This is a genomic window from Salinisphaera aquimarina, assembly GCF_042643355.1.
Taxonomy (GTDB): Bacteria; Pseudomonadota; Gammaproteobacteria; order Nevskiales; family Salinisphaeraceae; genus Salinisphaera; species Salinisphaera aquimarina.
In genome coordinates, this window is record NZ_JBHRSS010000003.1 from 630,406 (window position 1) to 646,404 (window position 15,999).

Below are 15,999 nucleotides of genomic sequence, written 5' to 3' on the forward strand. Positions count from 1 at the left end.
ACCGGCCAAACCCGGCGTCTATCCGGCCCTGACGACGTTCCGAGCCATCCGCGCTAGAATCGCGGCCCTGCCCGCCGCCTGGTGGACTCGTTACCCGCCCGGGCCGCCCGGCCACACGCCGGCCGGTCGAGCCCGTTTGCAACACCGGCATTGAGCGGGCAGACGGTTGAACCACGTATTGCCAAGGCTGCCCGTTTTGTCTTTTTCCCGACACGCCAAGCTCAGCCGGATCGAAGGCGCACGCCTGATCTGGTTGGCGCTGCCGATTCTGGGCGCGCAGCTCGCCCAGGTGGCGATGGGCACGGTCGACGTCGCCATGACCGGCCATGCCAGCGCGCGCGATCTGGCGGCGGTGTCGGTGGGTTCCAGCCTGTGGCTGCCGCTGGTGCTGTTCATGATCGGCACGCTCATGGGGCTCACGCCGATCGTGGCCCAGCACGTGGGCGCGCGGCGTTTCGGCGCTATCCGTCCGGCCGTGCACCAGGCGCTCTGGGTGGCGGCCGTGCTCGGCCTGGCCTGCGCGTTAAGCATTCGTTTCGTCGCCGCGCAGGTATTTGCGTTCATGTCGGTGCCGGATGACGTCGCGTCGCTGGCGGTGCGCTATCTCGATGGCGTGGCCATCGGCCTGCCCGCGATCGCCCTGTACGAGACGCTGCGTTTCTATTCCGACGGCATGGGCCATACCCGTGCCTCGTTGCAGTTCGCATTGCTCGGGCTCGCGGTCAACGTCGTCTGCAATTACCTGCTCATCTTCGGCGGCGATGGGCTGGTCGCGCTGTTCGGCCCGCAGCTGCCGGCGACGCTACGCGCGCTGCCCGCCATGGGCGCGGCCGGTTGCGGCATCGCCACCGCGATCTCCATGTGGGTCATGTTCCTCGCCATACTGACTTATACGCGGCTGGCGCCGGCTTACAAACGGGCCCGCTACGGCGCCGGTTTCTCGTGGCCGTCGCCGTCGCTGATCGGCGAACTGCTGCGCCTGGGCCTGCCGGTGGGCGTGGCCATCTTTGCCGAAGTGTCGCTGTTCACCGTGATCGCGCTGTTTCTGGCCGGCTACGGCGAGATCGTCATCGCTGCCCATACCGTGGCGCTGAATTTCAGCTCCGTGCTGTTCATGCTGCCGTTGTCGCTGGGCATGGCCCTGACCGTGCGCGTGGGCCAGGCGCTGGGCAGGGGCAAGCTGCGTCACGCCCGCTTCGTGGCCTACAACGGCGTGGGCTGCGCACTGGCGGCCGCGTTCGTCATCGACCTGATCCTGATTCTTGCCGGCCCGTATGTCGTATCGCTGTATACCAGCAATGCCGCGGTCCAGCGGCTGGCCGTGCAATTGCTGCTGATCGCTACGCTGTATCAGTTCTCCGATGCGCTGCAGGTGAGCATTGCCGGCGCGCTGCGCGGCTACAAGGACACCCGCGTTATCATGGTGGTCACGCTGCTGTCCTACTGGGGCGTCGGCATGGGCCTGGGCAATCTGCTGGGCCGCGGCATCTCGGGCGGCTTTGAAGGACTCGGCGTCTACGGCTACTGGATCGGCCTGATCGCGGGGCTGAGCGTGGCCGCCGCCCTGCTCGGCTGGCGACTGATCCGGATATCGCGTTTGCAGCGTTTTTCCGCGTCGGGACCGTAGGGGCAAAACAGGTCGGTGATTTTTGACGACGCGATTTGAGTGCTTCCTTATTTCGCGCCCCTTACACCATGTGCCTCTCGATCGTGTCGCAAACTCGTCGGGCTCCGGCCTCGGCCTTTTGCGATCACTCATTGCTGGGTAGCGGGACGCGTTTTTGCGTCAATTCGGCCCGGGGTTTCCGCGCCGCTGCGCGAGATACTTTTATCTGCTTGCGCGAATTCAAAGTATCCAGAGCTAGCGTCGGCTTACGCGCTGCGCGCTAAGCCGACCTACGCTACTTTACGCATGGACAAGGGCGGCTCTGGACACGGCCGAAAGCCTGCATTGCGCAAATAAAATATAATGGCCATTTGCCATTTGCCATTTGCCATGTGCCATGTGCCTGCGAGGGTCGGCGCAAAGGACTGAGTCAGCCCCATGACGGAACCGGATCCCGGCGCGCCAACCGCTCCGCCCTCGGCGGCAGCAGACCCGGATCGGCTGGCGCCCGCAGACCTGTTCGCCGCGGTCGCGAGCTCTATCCTCTCTTCGCTGGCGGTGTTTCTGGTCGCCGCGCTCGCACTCCAGATCGGCGATTCCCTGGACTTCGGTGCCGCCAGCCTGGGCTTTCTCGTCTCGCTCTATTATCTGAGCGCCGCACTCACCTCCATCCCGCTGAGCCGACTGGTCGAAGCCATCGGCTCGTTGCGCGCCATGCGCTGGGGCTGCGCGCTCATGGGCATGCTGCTGATCCTGGCCGGCGCGGCGCCGAACTTCCCCTGCCTGCTGATCGTGATCGCCCTGGCGGGCGCGGTGAGCGCCGGGGTGCAACCCGCCACCAATCTGTTCATCGTCCGCCGCATACCGTCCGCCCATCAGGGCTTTGCCCTGGGCATCAAGCAGGCGGCCGTGCCGATCGCGGTGCTCATCGCCGGCCTGTCGGTGCCCGCCATCGCGCTCACCATCGGCTGGCGCTGGGGCTTCATCATCGCGGCGGTCATCGCATTTGCGACGAGCATGGCGCTACCACCGTCGCGCAGTTCACTGGCCGAATATCGCGCCCATCCGCCGACCGTCAAACAGCTCGGCCGCAGCGGTGTGAACAGCCTCGTGCTGCTGGCCGTGGGCTTCGGACTTGGGGTGGCCGCGGCGAGCGCGCTGTCGGCGTTCGCGGTCACCGCCGTGGTTGCCGCCAATCTCGGCCACGGCACGGCGGGCTTGGTCGCCGGCCTCGGCGGCTGCTGCGCGGCAGTCGTGCGCGTGGGTATCGGCATCCATGCCGATCGCAGCCGATCGCCGCATCTGGTCGTCGTTGCCAGCATGCTGGGCTTGGGCGCGATCGCCTATCTGATGCTCGCGGCTTCGACGCTGACCGTCCCGGCGCTGCTCATACCCGGCATCATGCTCGCCTTCGGGGCCGGCTGGGGCTGGAACGGGCTGTTCAACCTGGCGGTCGTGCGGCGGTATCCGACCCAGGCCGCGCGCGCCACCGGCATCACCTCGGTGGGCGCCCGCGCCGGCGGCGTCATCGGGCCGGCGGTCTTCGGGGTGGTGGTGACCCACGGTTCCTATACCTGGGCCTGGCTGATCGCCGCGGCCTCGGCAATGCTCGGCGCGTCGATCATCCTGTTCGGCCGTCGCATGCTGGACAGCGACCCGGCGCTTGCCTCGCAGCAGCAAGGCTGAGTGCCGGACAGCCGGCTCAGTCCAGATTCAGACGTTCCAGTACTCGCGATATCTCGTCGCGGACATTGCCGGGCAACGGCAGAATCGGCAGCGGCGGATCGGTATCGGTAACGCCGACCACCTGTGCGGCCGCGTGGACGACCCGATAGCTGCTGTATGTCCTGAACAGTTTCCAGAGCGGTTCCAGCGCGAGATTCATCTGACGGGCCTGTTCATGCTCACCGGCCTGAACGGCGCGCACGATACCCAGGCAGGGCTCGGGAAACAGCCCGGCCGCCACCGAATACCAGGTCGTGCCACCGGCGATGAGCGCCTCGTTGGCGTGCCAGTCCACGCTGTAACCCAGCGAAAAACCAGCCGCGGCGGCGTCGGCAAGCGCCCCGTGGCGCGCCGCCATCTCCTCGGTGGGGGCCGACGGGTTCTTGGCTGCGACGATATTCGGCAGGCGACTCAGTCTACCCAGCAGACTCGGGCTGAAGGTGAAGCCCGTCGTACCGGGGTTGTTGTAGACGCACAGCGGTAGATCGGTCGCGGCGGCCACCGTCGCGAAATGCGCGAAGACCTCGTCCTCGAGCAACGGAATATAGGACACCGGCGCGAGCAGCAGCGCATCGGCGCCCGCTTCCCTCGCATCGACTGCCAGACGCACGGCGTCATCGGTTCTAAGCGCGCCGATACCCACCAGAAGCGGCACGCGGCCACGCGTGATTTCCACCGCCGCCTCGATCGCGCGACCACGCGCCGGCCGCGTGAGATAGGGATAGGAACCCGTGCTGCCGAGCAGGCCGATCGAGTCCACGCCCGCATCGACCAGACGCGACAGCAGCCGCTGCAGCGCATCGACGTCCACCTGCCCCGCCGCATCACAGGGCGTGATCGGAAACGCCGACAGCCCTCGAAACAAGTCCATCATTTTCTCCAACGCAGGAGCCGGGAGTCAGCTGCCAGGCCACGAATTCTACAGGCGACGCTCGGAATGCGCCGGCGCGCTTCTCATGCCTGGCAGGCCAACTCACCCTCTGGCAGCGCGGCCACTGCCACCCGGTCACGCCCCTGCTCCTTGGCCAGATAGAGCGCGTTGTCCGCGCGCCGGAACAGGGTCGAGGCTCGCTCCTCGCCCGCAAGCAGTGCGCCCACCCCGATACTGACGGTCGACTGTACCGGTTCGGCGACCGCCCGGAAGGCCAGGCGAATACGCTCGGCAAGCGCGCTGGCGTCGCCCGCCTCGATGCCCGGGGCGAGCACTGCCAGTTCGTCGCCGCCGGGGCGCCCGGCGATCGAATGCACATCGGTCATCTGCATGAGCAGCGCGCCCAGTCGATGCAAGACCGCGTCGCCGTCCACGTGCCCATGGTGGTCGTTGATCTGCTTGAAATGATCGATATCGATGACCAGCAGCGCCAGCGGACTGCCCTGCTGGTTGGCGCGATCGATCTCGCGCTCCAGCGCGTCGGTGAAGGCACGCTGGTTGAGGCAGCCCGTGAGTTCGTCGGTCGTGGCCAGCACTTCCAGGCGCTCGCGCAGAGAGCGGATTTCGTTGCGCTCCCAGTCACGCGCGGTGGCCCCGATCACCGCGAGCAACAGCCCGAGCGAAAGCGCAATCATGTTGAACATGGCCGTGAGTACGCTCGAGCTGTCCCGGGTGACAAGCGTCAACGCGGCCGCGCCGCCGATGATCACCACGCCACAGGTCAGAACAGCTGGCCGCGGGTAGCCAATGGCCAGATAGACGACTGGCAGCATCAACAGACAGGCCATCGGGCTGCCCATGCCGCCATCGAGCCCGCTGATACTTAGAATGAACAGGGCCGCGAGAATATCCGCGGTCACCAGATAGGTCAGTCGATGGCGCATCGTCACGATGCGATGTCGCAGCAGATAGAAGCCTATCGTAAAGAGCAGCGCGGCAACCAGGACCACATTGATCCAGCCGCGGTTGGACTCATCCAGGGTGAGCCGCGTATAGACATACACAACCGTCAGCGTCGTCAGATAACCGGCCATGGCGCCATAGAGCATGGCCAGCCAGAAACGCTGCTCGCGGCCTGCCTCGGTCCCGCTATCGGCGTAATGCTCACTTTCACGAGCCCGCTGGAACAGCAGGCGCCAGGCACTTTTGCCGGCACGCCTCATCGAGGAAGGCCGACTACTGCTCGGTTCATGAACAACATCATTGTGCTCGATAGTAATTCGACAGGTCGGATAATTACAGTTTTGAATGACAGCTCGCACGAGGGCCCAGCTTCGCCGCCACTGATAACCATCGGCAATCGCGCCCGTCGCTACACAACGCGCATTGTTGGCCGACCGATGTCAGTCAACCCGGCGCGGATACACCACCGCGCGGCGTCTTGCGGCGTTGCGGCTTCGGTTCGGAAGCGACCCCGGCCGCGGCCGCCCCGGTTTGCCTGGTGGTCACGCGAAAGTATTACCGCCTCGCTGCAGCGACAGCGCTGGCGCAATGAGCGGGGCTGACTTTCGTGGCTTGCAATGCGCACAAGCGCCCCCTGTTGGCCATTCTTCTACACTCGTCATCGTACAAATGACATCGAACGGTGCACGCCCGCATGAACACAACCGAATTCCAGCGCCGCTACGGCACCGGCATGGCACCGCCGGCGCGGCATCTGTTCGTCAATGAATTACTCACGCCGGCACGCCTGCTGCTCGACCCGGCTCAGCGGCGACGCCTGCCGCGCGACGTGGATGGCGGCGGCCAGCCGGTGATGCTGTTGCCCGGCTTCGGCGCCGGCCCGCGCTCCATGTGGATGATCCGCCGTTATCTGCGTACCTGCGGTTTCCGTACCTGGGACTGGGGCCAGGGCAAGAACGACGGCCACGTCGAACGGCTCACGCCACGCATCGTGGAGCGGCTGGAAGCACTCGTCGAACGCACCGGCGAACCCTTCTCGCTGGTGGGCTGGAGCCTGGGCGGGTATATCGCGCGCGAAATCACCCGCGAGTGTCCGGCGCTGATCCATCGCGTGGTCACCATCGGCAGCCCGGTCGTCGGCGGGCCGAAGTACACCACGGTGGCGCGCGTGTACGAAAAACGCGGCCTGGCGATGGACGACGTCGAGGCCGCCACCTTGGAACGCTATACGAAACCTCTGCAACGGCCGGTACGCGCCCTCTACAGCGAATCGGACGGCGTGGTCGCCTGGCGGGCCTGTATCGACCGCTTCAGCGACGACGTCGAGCATATCCGCGTCACCGGCACGCACCTCGGGCTCGGCTTCTCGAAACAGGTATTGAGCCGGCTGCCCACGCTGCTGAAAGACTAGGCCTGCCTCGCGCAACGCAAGCGCAGCCGCGGCGCTACACCGCGGCCTGCCCGGATTGACTGCGAGGTCAGATCAACCCACCTCGGCCCCGTCGGCGAGCATGTCGGCGATGCCGATCGGGAAATGCCGCACCCGTTTACCAGTGGCGTGCCAGACCGCGTTGGCGATGGCGCCCGCGGTGCCGGTGACGCCGATCTCGCCCACGCCCTTGATGCCGAGCACGTTGACGTGCGGATCGTCCTCATCGACGACCAGCGCTTCGATGGACCCCACGTCGGCGTTGACCGGCACGCGATATTCGGCAAGATCGGCATTCATGATCCGGCCCGTGCGGGCGTCGATATCGGCCTTCTCGTGCAGCGCGAAGCCCAGCCCCCAGATCATGGCGCCGAAGAACTGGCTTTCGACCATGCGCGGGTTGATCACACGCCCGGCCGCGAACGCGCCGACCATGCGGGTGACGCGGATCTGGCCGAGATCGGGATCGACCTTGACCTCGGCGAACACCGCGCCGTGGGCGTGCATGGCATAGCGTTCGGCCACATCGGCGTCGGCCCGCCCGCGGCCGTGGCCTTCGATCTCGGCGACCCCGGCGCGGCGTAGCACGTCCGCATAGTTCTCGCCGCGCACGCCGTCGTCGACGACCTCCAGCCGGCCCCAACGGGCCACGACCTGATCGGCCGCCACGCCATGCAGCGGCGAATCAGGGTCGGCGATGGCCATCTCGACGAGCTTGGCGATCACGTCGCGCCCGGCCGCATCGATGGCGTTGCCCACGGTCGCCGTGTGACCGGAACCGCCGGCCACACCGGCATCGGGCAGATCGGAGGCGCCGGCATTGAACACCGTCCGGTCGAGTTCCAACTTGAGGCTGTCGGCGGAAATCTGGGCAAGCGCGGTCCATGCGCCCTGGCCCATGTCCTGGGCGCCGGTCTCGACCACCCCGGTGCCGTCGGCGCGGAGGATCGCCCGGGCCTCGGCCTCGAACATCACCACCGGAAAGCTGGCGGTGCCCACGCCCCAGCCGACGAGCAGGCCGTTGTCGTCGCGCATCGAGCGCGGTTCGAGCAGGCGCTTGCGCCAGCCGAAGCGCTCGGCCGCCTGGGCATAGCACTCGCGCAGCCGCTTGGAAGAGAACGGCTTGCCGGAGATCGGCTCGTGCTCGGCGTAGTTGGCCAGCCGGAACGCCAGCGGGTCCATCCCGCAGGCTCGCGCGGCCTCGTCGATCGCCGATTCCAGCGCGACCGAGCCGCTTGCTTCGCCGGGGGCGCGCATGAACATCGGCGTGCCCGTATGCACGCGCACGGCGTCGTGGGTGGTCGAGATCGCCGGACTGGCGTAGATCGTGTGCGAGATATTGGAGGCCGGCTCGAAGAACTCGTCGAACACCGACGATGTGGTGCGCGTGTGATGCGACAGCGCGGTGAGCTTGCCGGCCTCGTCCATGCCGAGCCGCAGCGTCTGGCGCGTCGCCCCGCGATGGCCGAGCGGCCCGTACATCTGGGCGCGCGTGGGCACCAGCTTGACCGGGCGACCAACCAGCTTGGCGGCGAGAATACCCAGTACCTGCGGGCTCATCATCGCGCCTTTGCAACCGAAGCCACCGCCCAGATACGGGCTGCGGATGAAGATATCGTCGGCGTCGATGCCGAACAGCCCGGCGAGGCGGCCGCGCGCGATGGTCATGGCCTGACTGGGCGTATCGATAATGAGTTTGTCGCCGTCCCAGACCGCGACGATGGCATGCGGCTCCATCGGGTTGTGATACTGCGCGGGCGTGTCGTAGGTCGCCTCGAGACGGCGACTGGCCCCGGCCAGACCGGCTTCGACGTCGCCGACATGGGCCGCGCTGGGGAAACCCGGGCCCACCGCATCCGGCACGAATGCCTCGCCGGCATTCATGTCAAGCCGAGGGATCTCGACGTCGTACCGCGGCGCAAGCAGGGCCGCGCCCTCGGTCGCGGCCTCGAAGGTCTCGGCGATGACCACCGCGATCGCCTGGTTGGCATAGCGCACGCGATCGTTCTGCAGCAGGTCGAGCCGGAACATGAACGGGTCGTCGCGATCGTCCGGGTCCTTGGCCAGCGCCGGGCGGTTGGCCGGCGTCATCACCTCGACCACACCGGGATGCGCCTTCGCAGCCTCGACGTCGAGCGCGCTCACGCGGCCGTTGGCGATCGTGGCCACCGCCATCACGGCGTGCAGCATGCCGTTCGGGTGGTTGTCCGCGGCATAGACGGCCGCGCCCGTGACCTTGACCACGCCTTCCTGGCGCTTGAGGGGCTGGCCAATGCTGGCCTGTTGGCGCTGGCGCGCCGGTGCGGTGATGGGAGCGAAATCAGACATGAGCGAGCTCTCCATGTGCGGTGGCGAAAGGCGAGGCCGGCAGCGCCGGCAACTCGTGCGGCGTGCCGGCCGCGGCGCGGGCGAGCACGCGGGCGACGACGTTCTGCCCGAGCCGGATCTTGTATTCGTTGTCGCCGGAGGCGGTCGCCTCCGCGAATGCGGCCCGACCTGCTGCGGCGAAGGCCTCGACGTTGGCTTTCTCGCCGATCAGTCCGGCCTCGGCCGCACGCGCCCGCCACGGTTTGGCCGCGACGCCGCCGAGCGCAATACGGGCATCCGTAATCGTACCCGCGTCATCGATCCCCAGCGCCACCGCCGCCGACGCCAGCGCGAACGCATAGGACGTGCGCTCGCGCACCTTCAGGTAACGAGAACGCCAGGCAAGTGCGGCGGCTTCGGCCGGCAGCCGCACGCCGACGATGAGTTCGCCGCGCGCGAGCGCTGTCTCCTCATGCGGCGTCTCGCCGGGCAGGAGATGGAAGTCGGTCAGCGGCACTTCGCGCCTGCCTTCACGCCCGGCGATCTCGACGACCGCGTCGAGCGCGGCGAGTGCCACGCAGAAATCCGAGGGATGCGTTGCGATGCAGGCATCGCTCCAACCGAGCACGGCATGGTTGGCGTTGTGGCCGTCGCGCGCATCGCAGCCGGCACCCGGCTCGCGCCGGTTGCAGGCGCTGGCGGTGTCGTAGAAATAGGCACAGCGGGTGCGCTGCATGAGGTTGCCGCCGACGGTCGCGGCGTTGCGCAGCTGCGGCGAAGCGCCGGACAGCAGCGCCTCGGCGACCGCGGGAAAGTCGCGCGCGAACTTGTCGTCGTGGGCCAGGTCCGAGTTTTTCACCAGCGCGCCGACGCTCGCACCGCCGTCGCTGTCACGTTCGATCGCGTTCAGCGCCGGCAGGTGGGTGATATCGACCAGGCGCGTCGGCCGCATCGCGCCGCCCTTCATCAAGTCGAGCAGGTTGGTGCCGGCCGCGAGATAGGCCGAGCCCGGCTCGCTCGCCGCGGCCACGGCCTCGTCGATCGACGCCGGGCGAATATAGTCGAAGGGATTCATGCCGCACCCCGCTCGCGCTGGCCGACGGTGACACGTTCGGCCTCCAGCACCGCCTCGACGATGCCGGCATAGGCGCCGCAACGACACAGGTTGCCGCTCATCTGCTCGCGCACCCGCTCCGGATCACCGTGGACCCGCGCCTCGCGCAGCAGGCCGATCGCACTCATGATCTGGCCCGGCGTGCAGTAACCGCACTGAAAGCCGTCGTGGTCGATGAAAGCCTGCTGCACCGGGTGCAACACGGGGCCGTCGGCCACACCCTCGATGGTCTCGACGGTGGCGCCGTCGATGCTGGCGGCCAGCGTCAGGCAGGCGTTCACCCGCCGACCGTCGACGAGCACCGTGCAGGCGCCGCACTGGCCGCGGTCGCAGCCTTTCTTGGTGCCGGTGAGTTCGAGCCGCTCGCGCAGCAGATCGAGCAGCGTGACGCGTGGATCGTCGAGATCGATCGCACGCGACTCGCCATTGAGTTTGACTTGAATGGACAACGACATGCGCAGCCTCCGGTAAGATGACGCATAAAACCCGTGACCACGAAACGAGACACACATCGTTTCGCGACATTCAATCAATATACGGAGGCCACCTCCGTTTTGTAAAGACACGTTAGCGATGGCCAGTGACGAGGGGATGACAAAACCGCACCTACATCGCCCCCTGCGGGCCGATGCACGGCGCAATCGCGAGCGACTGCTCGCCGCCGCCCGCACCGTATTCGCCGCGGACGGCGCCAACGCGAGTCTGCAAGGTGTCGCGCGCGAGGCCGGCGTGGGCATCGGCACGCTGTATCGGCATTTCCCCGCGCGCGAGATGCTCTATACGGCTGTCTACGAACAGGAAGTCGATCACCTGGTGACAATGGCCGGGTCGCTGGCAGAAGCCCATGAACCGGTCGCGGCCCTGCGCGAATGGCTGCAAGCGCTCGTGGCGCTCGTGGCGACCAAGACCGGGATGATCTCCGCGCTGGCTATTTCAGCCGAAACCAAGTCGGCCGTATCCCGCGCCACGTCCGAGCGGCTGATCACCACCCTCGGCGGCCTGCTCGACCGATGCGTCGCACACCGGTCCCTTCGCGACGCCCTCGCACCGCGTGAATTGCTCCACGCGGTGGTCGGCATGTGCCTGATTCAGGACGTCCCCGACTGGCAGGTTCGCGTAGCTACAATGATTGATGTGCTGATCGATGGGCTGCGTAGTTCGCCGAGGGACTGAGTCCGAGCATCCCTACCACCAGCGGGCCGAGCGTCGCACTCGTAACCTGAATAACTTCGGGAATGTGGCCGTGCAAGACCTGACCTTAAATCCCGCTGTGACCCTAAATCCCGCTGCTAAATCGCGATGGGTCTTCAGGGCGCTACGCAAGCAGAGCGGCTCGACCGCGCGCAGTTGGCTGCCTCGGACCTGCTTTAGCATTTACCAGCGGATCAATCAGATCGCCGCCCAGGAATTTCACGGGTCCCGCGATGCTTCGGCCTCGATCCAGCGCCGGAATGCACTATGCGCCTGGGCATCGCGCACGACCGGCTCCCGCCAGACCAGATGCCAAGCATAATCGTCTTCGATCTCGACGTCGAACAGGCGGATTAGGCGATGGGCAGCAATATCTTCGGCAGCAAGCGTTGCGCGGGCAAGCGCAACCCCTTGGCCCATGGCAGCGGCCTGCAGGACAAGCGCGGCGTCATCATAAATCGGGCCTTCCTCCGGTTCCGGCGCATCGAGACCTGCGGCAATCAGCCATGGCCGCCACTTTTGTCGGGGGGAGCGAATCACGGTGACCGACAACAGGTCACGCGGCGCGGCGAGCCTGTGCAGGTTCGCGAAATTCGGACTGCAAACCGGGTAAATGGTACTTGCCATCAGCTTGATCGATTGTAGCCCCGGCCATTCCCCCGGGCCGTACCGAATGGCAAGGTCGATGCCGTCGCGACCATCAAGCGTAGTCAGTGTTGCGGTTGGGCGGATCGCGATCTCTACATCGGGACAGTCGGCCTGAAACCCGGCGATCCGCGGAACCAGCCAACGCGCCGCAAAGCTCGGTAGGACGCTGACATTCAAGGTCCGCTGCGCATCCTTGTGCCGGGCGCGGCTGCGCGCTGCGACGAATGCTTTTGCGAGTTGCTTCAGCCCCTGACGTATGTCGAGCACGAGTATTTGTCCGGCATCAGTCAGGATCATGCGTTGGCCATCGCGTACAAAAAGGCGGTTGCCGAGATCACGTTCCAGCCGGGCGACATGGTGGCTGATGGCGCCATGGGTCAGCGAAAGCTCTTCGGCCGCGCGACTGTAACTCAGGTGGCGCGCCGCGGCCTCGAATGCTCGGAGAGTCTGGAGTGGAGGGATGTACTCAATCATTCCCGTCAATATAGCTCACATCCAACGTGAGTCCATTTCATTCGCCTCTGGGCATTTTGGGTCGTATTCTCTCTGAGAATATCCAGGCGAGCACCCGCGCTCTTGGAAATAACACTCACATCCGTTTGTCCTGGAGCGACAGGTTTGCCCAACACAATAGCCCCCGAAACCGCTGGCTTCGCGCGGCCAAGTGAGCCGGAGAAGTCGCTCACACCTCTCTGGGTCGTGATTGGCTTAGCCATGGGGCCTGCCGTCGCGCTTGGTCTGGCTCGGTTTGCCTATGCGCTCCTTCTACCCCCGATGCGGGCCGCGCTGGGCTGGAGCTATGCCGCAGCCGGCGCCCTGAACACGTCCAATGCCGTTGGCTACCTTGCCGGTGCGCTTGCGGCCACCGCAATGGTCAGGCGGTTCGGCGACAAGCGGGTCTTTGCTCTCGGACTGTTGCTGACGGCTCTGACGGTCGGTGCTTGCGGCATTACGTCGTCATACGGGGGCCAATTGGTCCTTCGCTTCATTGCTGGCTTCACCGGCGCGGCGGCCTTTGTCGCAGGGGCCGGCCTGACCTCTGCCGCAGCCCATGGGGGCGGTTCGAGCCGAGCACCCATGCTGTTCGGTGTCTATTTCGCGGGAGGCGGCCTGGGTGTCACCGCATCGGCGCTTGCGGCACCCCCGCTGATTCAACTGGCCGGATGGCGCGGCGGCTGGCTTGCCTTGGGCGGCCTCGCACTGGCCGCGACGGTATTCGGCTGTTCCGTACTATCACGCGCGCCCGCGACAGTGACCTCCGTGGGGAGCGAGATGCGAGGCGGGTGGTCGGCGCGCTTTCTGGCGCCGAAGCTCATTGCCTATGGCCTGTTCGGTGCAGGCTATATTGCCTATGCCACGTTCATAATCGCTTATCTCAAAACTGTGGAGCAGCTTTCGGGGTCGAACCTGTCGGCCTTCTGGGCGGCTCTTGGCCTCTCGTCCATTGTCGCAGCTTTCGCATGGGGGCCTGTGCTCGGCAGATTGAAGGGCGGGTGGGGAACCGCTGCCACGATTTTCACGGTGACGGTGGGTGCAGCGATGCCGATGGTTTGGGGCGGCGTTGCCGGGGCGTTCCTCTCGGCCATCCTGTTTGGTGGCTCCTTCCTTGCGGTCGTCGCTTCGGTAACGTCCTTCGCGCGCCGCGCGGCCCGTCCGCATGCCTGGACGTCCGTGATTGCTGCCCTGACGGTCGCCTTTGGGATTGGCCAAAGCATCGGTCCGGTGCTCAGCGGTGCCATGTCGGACGGCGCTGGCGGCATCAAGGCGGGCCTTTGGCTATCGGTCTTCACGTTGGCGGTAGCCTGCGCCATTGCCGCGATGCAGGCCGAGCCGAAGGCACTGCCATGAAGACCTAAATATCTACCGAAAGACTTCGGCATCTTGCGAATTTCGCCGAAGGTCAGATCATTCGCTCGGAGAGACAGACAAAGAACGACTTTCGATCGCACGATAGTCAGGATGAAATGCCAACGCGGCATGACGAATGGCATGCCGGCGAACACATCATGCAGAAACACACCGGTTCAGCGGATGCGCCTGAACGAGCCGCGTCGCAGATTCTGCGGCCCGATTTGAAGGAGGCGGCGCGGGCGTTTTTCGCAGGCATACCGTTCGTAGCCATCGGCTATCTCGATGCGCAAGGCAGGCCTGGTGGCACGCTGGTTTCCGGAGCGCCGGGTTTCACCTGGAGTCCCGACCCGCTTTTATTGCGGGTCGATTGAGCGCCGGGCCAGGGCGATCCGCTAAGGGAGCTGCTGCAACCCGGCGCGCCGGTCGGGCTCATTGGGATCGAGCTTTCGACGCGGCGGCGAAATCGAGTCAACCGCACATAGCGCACTTGGGGCAGCTCTTGCATTGTGCATCGACAGATTCATCACCATTCCGGAATAGGCCGCTCACTCAAAACAACGCGATTCCCCGCCCCGTCGAACCGCGTCAATTCCTGCCGCCCATGCCGGCAACGCACGTAGGTGGCGTTGACCACGCCTTTGGACGCGGCGAGGCAATCTTCTCTGGAACGCGGCTCAATGGTGATCCAATGCGCCTGGCGGTCGCGCAGCGGCTGAACGGCGGCTTCGCCCACGCCGGCGCCGAAACTGCCAAACACCCGCCCCATGCATTCGCGACGCCGTCTGCATGGGCGCAGGTTGTCGCACTGGCAAAGACCGCCAGCCCGAACAGGGTTCGGTGGATCAAGATTTCCCCCTCGTTCCGCACGTCGATGCGCGCGCCCCTCATTCATCTGGCTGTGCCATGCAGCCAAACCTTTCCTCGAAACACCGCACGAACGGTGCGCATGGGAAAGGCCCGCCGAAGCGGGCCTGTATCAGCTATTGGTCGTAGCCTGGCCGCAAACCAAGGCGTCTCAATGGATGAGCAAGCGCTTTATGGCGTGACCGGTTCACGACTTTACGACGAGCGGCGTCGATCACGCCGCTAACGATAGCCCCGCTCGCGCTGATGCCGGACCGCGAGGAAGGTTGCGGTCGCGTCGTCGGTGATATCGAACTGGGGACGTAGTCTGCCTGGCCGAAGCTGATCACCGATCCAAGCTTGTTTTACGGGCTATAGAAAACGACAGCGAAAGTTTGAGCCTTTCCGGCGTCGATCCGGCTGAGATTTTCGCGCTGATGCGCGACTCCCTTTCGTTTGCTTGTCCAAACAAAAGGAAGCAAAGGAAAAGACACCCGGGTTGCGCGCCGGCTCACGCCGGTCCACTGCGATGCTCGCACCGAAGGGATGCGGCAGAACTCGGGCTGCTGCGCAGCCCTCAGACATGCTGCCGCATGAAGCGGCCCTTTGGTGCTCCGCTTCTCGTCGCTCCACACGGGGCCCGAATACAGGCAGCCAAGCCGCTACTCACTCCCGCTGTATACGTGCCCTTGGGCGCAGCGCCGAGCAGTGGAGGCCGAAAGAGAAAAAGACAGCCGGATGTTTGAGTCGCGCGTAGCGCGGCGAGTTTCCGGCTGTCCTCTTTCGGCCGGAGCCGCGCAGGGCACCTATGCGCAGCATCGGCGCAAGACAGGGTGCCTTTTGTGTTGGCCACTTATATTTGGGCAAGCAAATATAAGTGGCTCGCACATCAGTGCGAAACCCCAAGTCGTTTCGACTGGATAAGGAGTACCAATCACTCAGCAATCGGCTCACCGAGAATGACTGACGCCCGGAGCTCGCCGAGTTTGAGAAATGACCAGAAAGGCGTTTCGTCCGAGCGCCTTGCGACAAGCGAATCTAGTGCCAGAGCTGGTCGCGCGAGGCACCGGCTTTTTCCAGGCGGCCGAGATATTCGGCCCAGTTCTTCTCGTAGTCGTCGCCGAGTTCGCGCAGGCCTTCCCAGGAGAAGATGCCGGTGTTGTGGCCGTCGTCGAAGTGCAGCTGGATGGCGTAGTTGCCGACCGGCTCGATCTGGGTCACGCCGACGTCGCGCTTGCCGGTGACCAATTCCATGGGGCCGCCATGGCCACGCACTTCCGCCGACGGGCTGTAGACGCGCAGGTATTCCAGCGGCAGCTTGTAGGTGGCGCCGTCCGGGTATTCGACTTCCAGGATCTTGGATTTCTGGTGCAGGGTGATGTCTGTAGGTGCGTCCATTGGGAATCCTTGCGGGCATAAAAAAGCCGGGACGCGATGGTATCGCGACCCGG

At 65.5% G+C, this 15,999-nt stretch carries 14 protein-coding genes; 6 read left to right on the forward strand and 8 right to left on the reverse strand.

Annotated features, from left to right (window positions below; translation table 11 throughout):
* The first annotated feature begins 196 nt into the window (after positions 1-196).
* Positions 197-1,627 carry an MATE family efflux transporter gene (locus ACFOSU_RS06435; RefSeq protein WP_380687636.1) on the forward strand — a complete coding sequence of 477 codons (1,431 nt, stop codon included), beginning with the start codon at positions 197-199 and terminating at the stop codon, positions 1,625-1,627.
* 417 nt (positions 1,628-2,044) lie between these two features.
* Positions 2,045-3,292, forward strand: a complete 1,248-nt coding sequence (locus ACFOSU_RS06440) for an MFS transporter (protein ID WP_380687638.1) — start codon at positions 2,045-2,047, stop codon at positions 3,290-3,292.
* A gap of 16 nt (positions 3,293-3,308) precedes the next feature.
* On the opposite strand, the gene ACFOSU_RS06445 is transcribed toward ACFOSU_RS06440, so the two are convergent.
* A complete protein-coding gene (locus tag ACFOSU_RS06445) occupies positions 3,309-4,202 on the reverse strand; it encodes a dihydrodipicolinate synthase family protein (RefSeq protein ID WP_380687640.1) in 894 nt (297 codons plus the stop codon).
* A gap of 83 nt (positions 4,203-4,285) precedes the next feature.
* Positions 4,286-5,425 carry a GGDEF domain-containing protein gene (locus tag ACFOSU_RS06450; protein ID WP_380687642.1) on the reverse strand — a complete coding sequence of 380 codons (1,140 nt, stop codon included), beginning with the start codon at positions 5,423-5,425 and terminating at the stop codon, positions 4,286-4,288.
* A gap of 434 nt (positions 5,426-5,859) precedes the next feature.
* Between ACFOSU_RS06450 and ACFOSU_RS06455 the strand changes: the two genes are divergently transcribed.
* Positions 5,860-6,576 (forward strand): esterase/lipase family protein, encoded by a 717-nt coding sequence (locus tag ACFOSU_RS06455; protein ID WP_380687644.1) that lies wholly within the window; start codon positions 5,860-5,862, stop codon positions 6,574-6,576.
* A gap of 72 nt (positions 6,577-6,648) precedes the next feature.
* Here ACFOSU_RS06455 and ACFOSU_RS06460 read toward each other — a convergent pair whose 3' ends face one another.
* From ACFOSU_RS06460 to ACFOSU_RS06470, 3 genes are read right to left on the reverse strand one after another with little or no spacing between them, the layout of a single operon-like run.
* The gene (locus ACFOSU_RS06460; protein ID WP_380687646.1) at positions 6,649-8,922 is read right to left on the reverse strand and encodes a xanthine dehydrogenase family protein molybdopterin-binding subunit; all 2,274 of its coding nucleotides are present in this window, start codon (positions 8,920-8,922) and stop codon (positions 6,649-6,651) included.
* Positions 8,915-9,976 carry an FAD binding domain-containing protein gene (locus ACFOSU_RS06465; RefSeq protein ID WP_380687648.1) on the reverse strand — a complete coding sequence of 354 codons (1,062 nt, stop codon included), beginning with the start codon at positions 9,974-9,976 and terminating at the stop codon, positions 8,915-8,917. The genes ACFOSU_RS06460 and ACFOSU_RS06465 overlap by 8 nt, the downstream gene beginning before the upstream one ends.
* The gene (locus ACFOSU_RS06470) at positions 9,973-10,470 is read right to left on the reverse strand and encodes a (2Fe-2S)-binding protein (protein WP_380687650.1); all 498 of its coding nucleotides are present in this window, start codon (positions 10,468-10,470) and stop codon (positions 9,973-9,975) included. The genes ACFOSU_RS06465 and ACFOSU_RS06470 overlap by 4 nt, the downstream gene beginning before the upstream one ends.
* Positions 10,471-10,606: 136 nt before the next feature.
* Between ACFOSU_RS06470 and ACFOSU_RS06475 the strand changes: the two genes are divergently transcribed.
* Positions 10,607-11,188 (forward strand): TetR/AcrR family transcriptional regulator, encoded by a 582-nt coding sequence (locus tag ACFOSU_RS06475; RefSeq protein WP_380687652.1) that lies wholly within the window; start codon positions 10,607-10,609, stop codon positions 11,186-11,188.
* 237 nt (positions 11,189-11,425) lie between these two features.
* Here ACFOSU_RS06475 and gcvA read toward each other — a convergent pair whose 3' ends face one another.
* Positions 11,426-12,328 carry a transcriptional regulator GcvA gene (gcvA, locus tag ACFOSU_RS06480; protein ID WP_380687654.1) on the reverse strand — a complete coding sequence of 301 codons (903 nt, stop codon included), beginning with the start codon at positions 12,326-12,328 and terminating at the stop codon, positions 11,426-11,428.
* A gap of 144 nt (positions 12,329-12,472) precedes the next feature.
* Between gcvA and ACFOSU_RS06485 the strand changes: the two genes are divergently transcribed.
* A complete protein-coding gene (locus ACFOSU_RS06485; RefSeq protein WP_380687657.1) occupies positions 12,473-13,702 on the forward strand; it encodes a YbfB/YjiJ family MFS transporter in 1,230 nt (409 codons plus the stop codon).
* 158 nt (positions 13,703-13,860) lie between these two features.
* The gene (locus ACFOSU_RS06490; RefSeq protein ID WP_380687659.1) at positions 13,861-14,076 is read left to right on the forward strand and encodes a hypothetical protein; all 216 of its coding nucleotides are present in this window, start codon (positions 13,861-13,863) and stop codon (positions 14,074-14,076) included.
* Positions 14,077-14,228: 152 nt separating this feature from the next.
* On the opposite strand, the gene ACFOSU_RS06495 is transcribed toward ACFOSU_RS06490, so the two are convergent.
* Positions 14,229-14,471, reverse strand: a complete 243-nt coding sequence (locus tag ACFOSU_RS06495; RefSeq protein ID WP_380687661.1) for a hypothetical protein — start codon at positions 14,469-14,471, stop codon at positions 14,229-14,231.
* A gap of 1,115 nt (positions 14,472-15,586) precedes the next feature.
* Positions 15,587-15,946 (reverse strand): gamma-butyrobetaine hydroxylase-like domain-containing protein, encoded by a 360-nt coding sequence (locus ACFOSU_RS06500; RefSeq protein ID WP_380687663.1) that lies wholly within the window; start codon positions 15,944-15,946, stop codon positions 15,587-15,589.
* Positions 15,947-15,999: the final 53 nt, after the last annotated feature.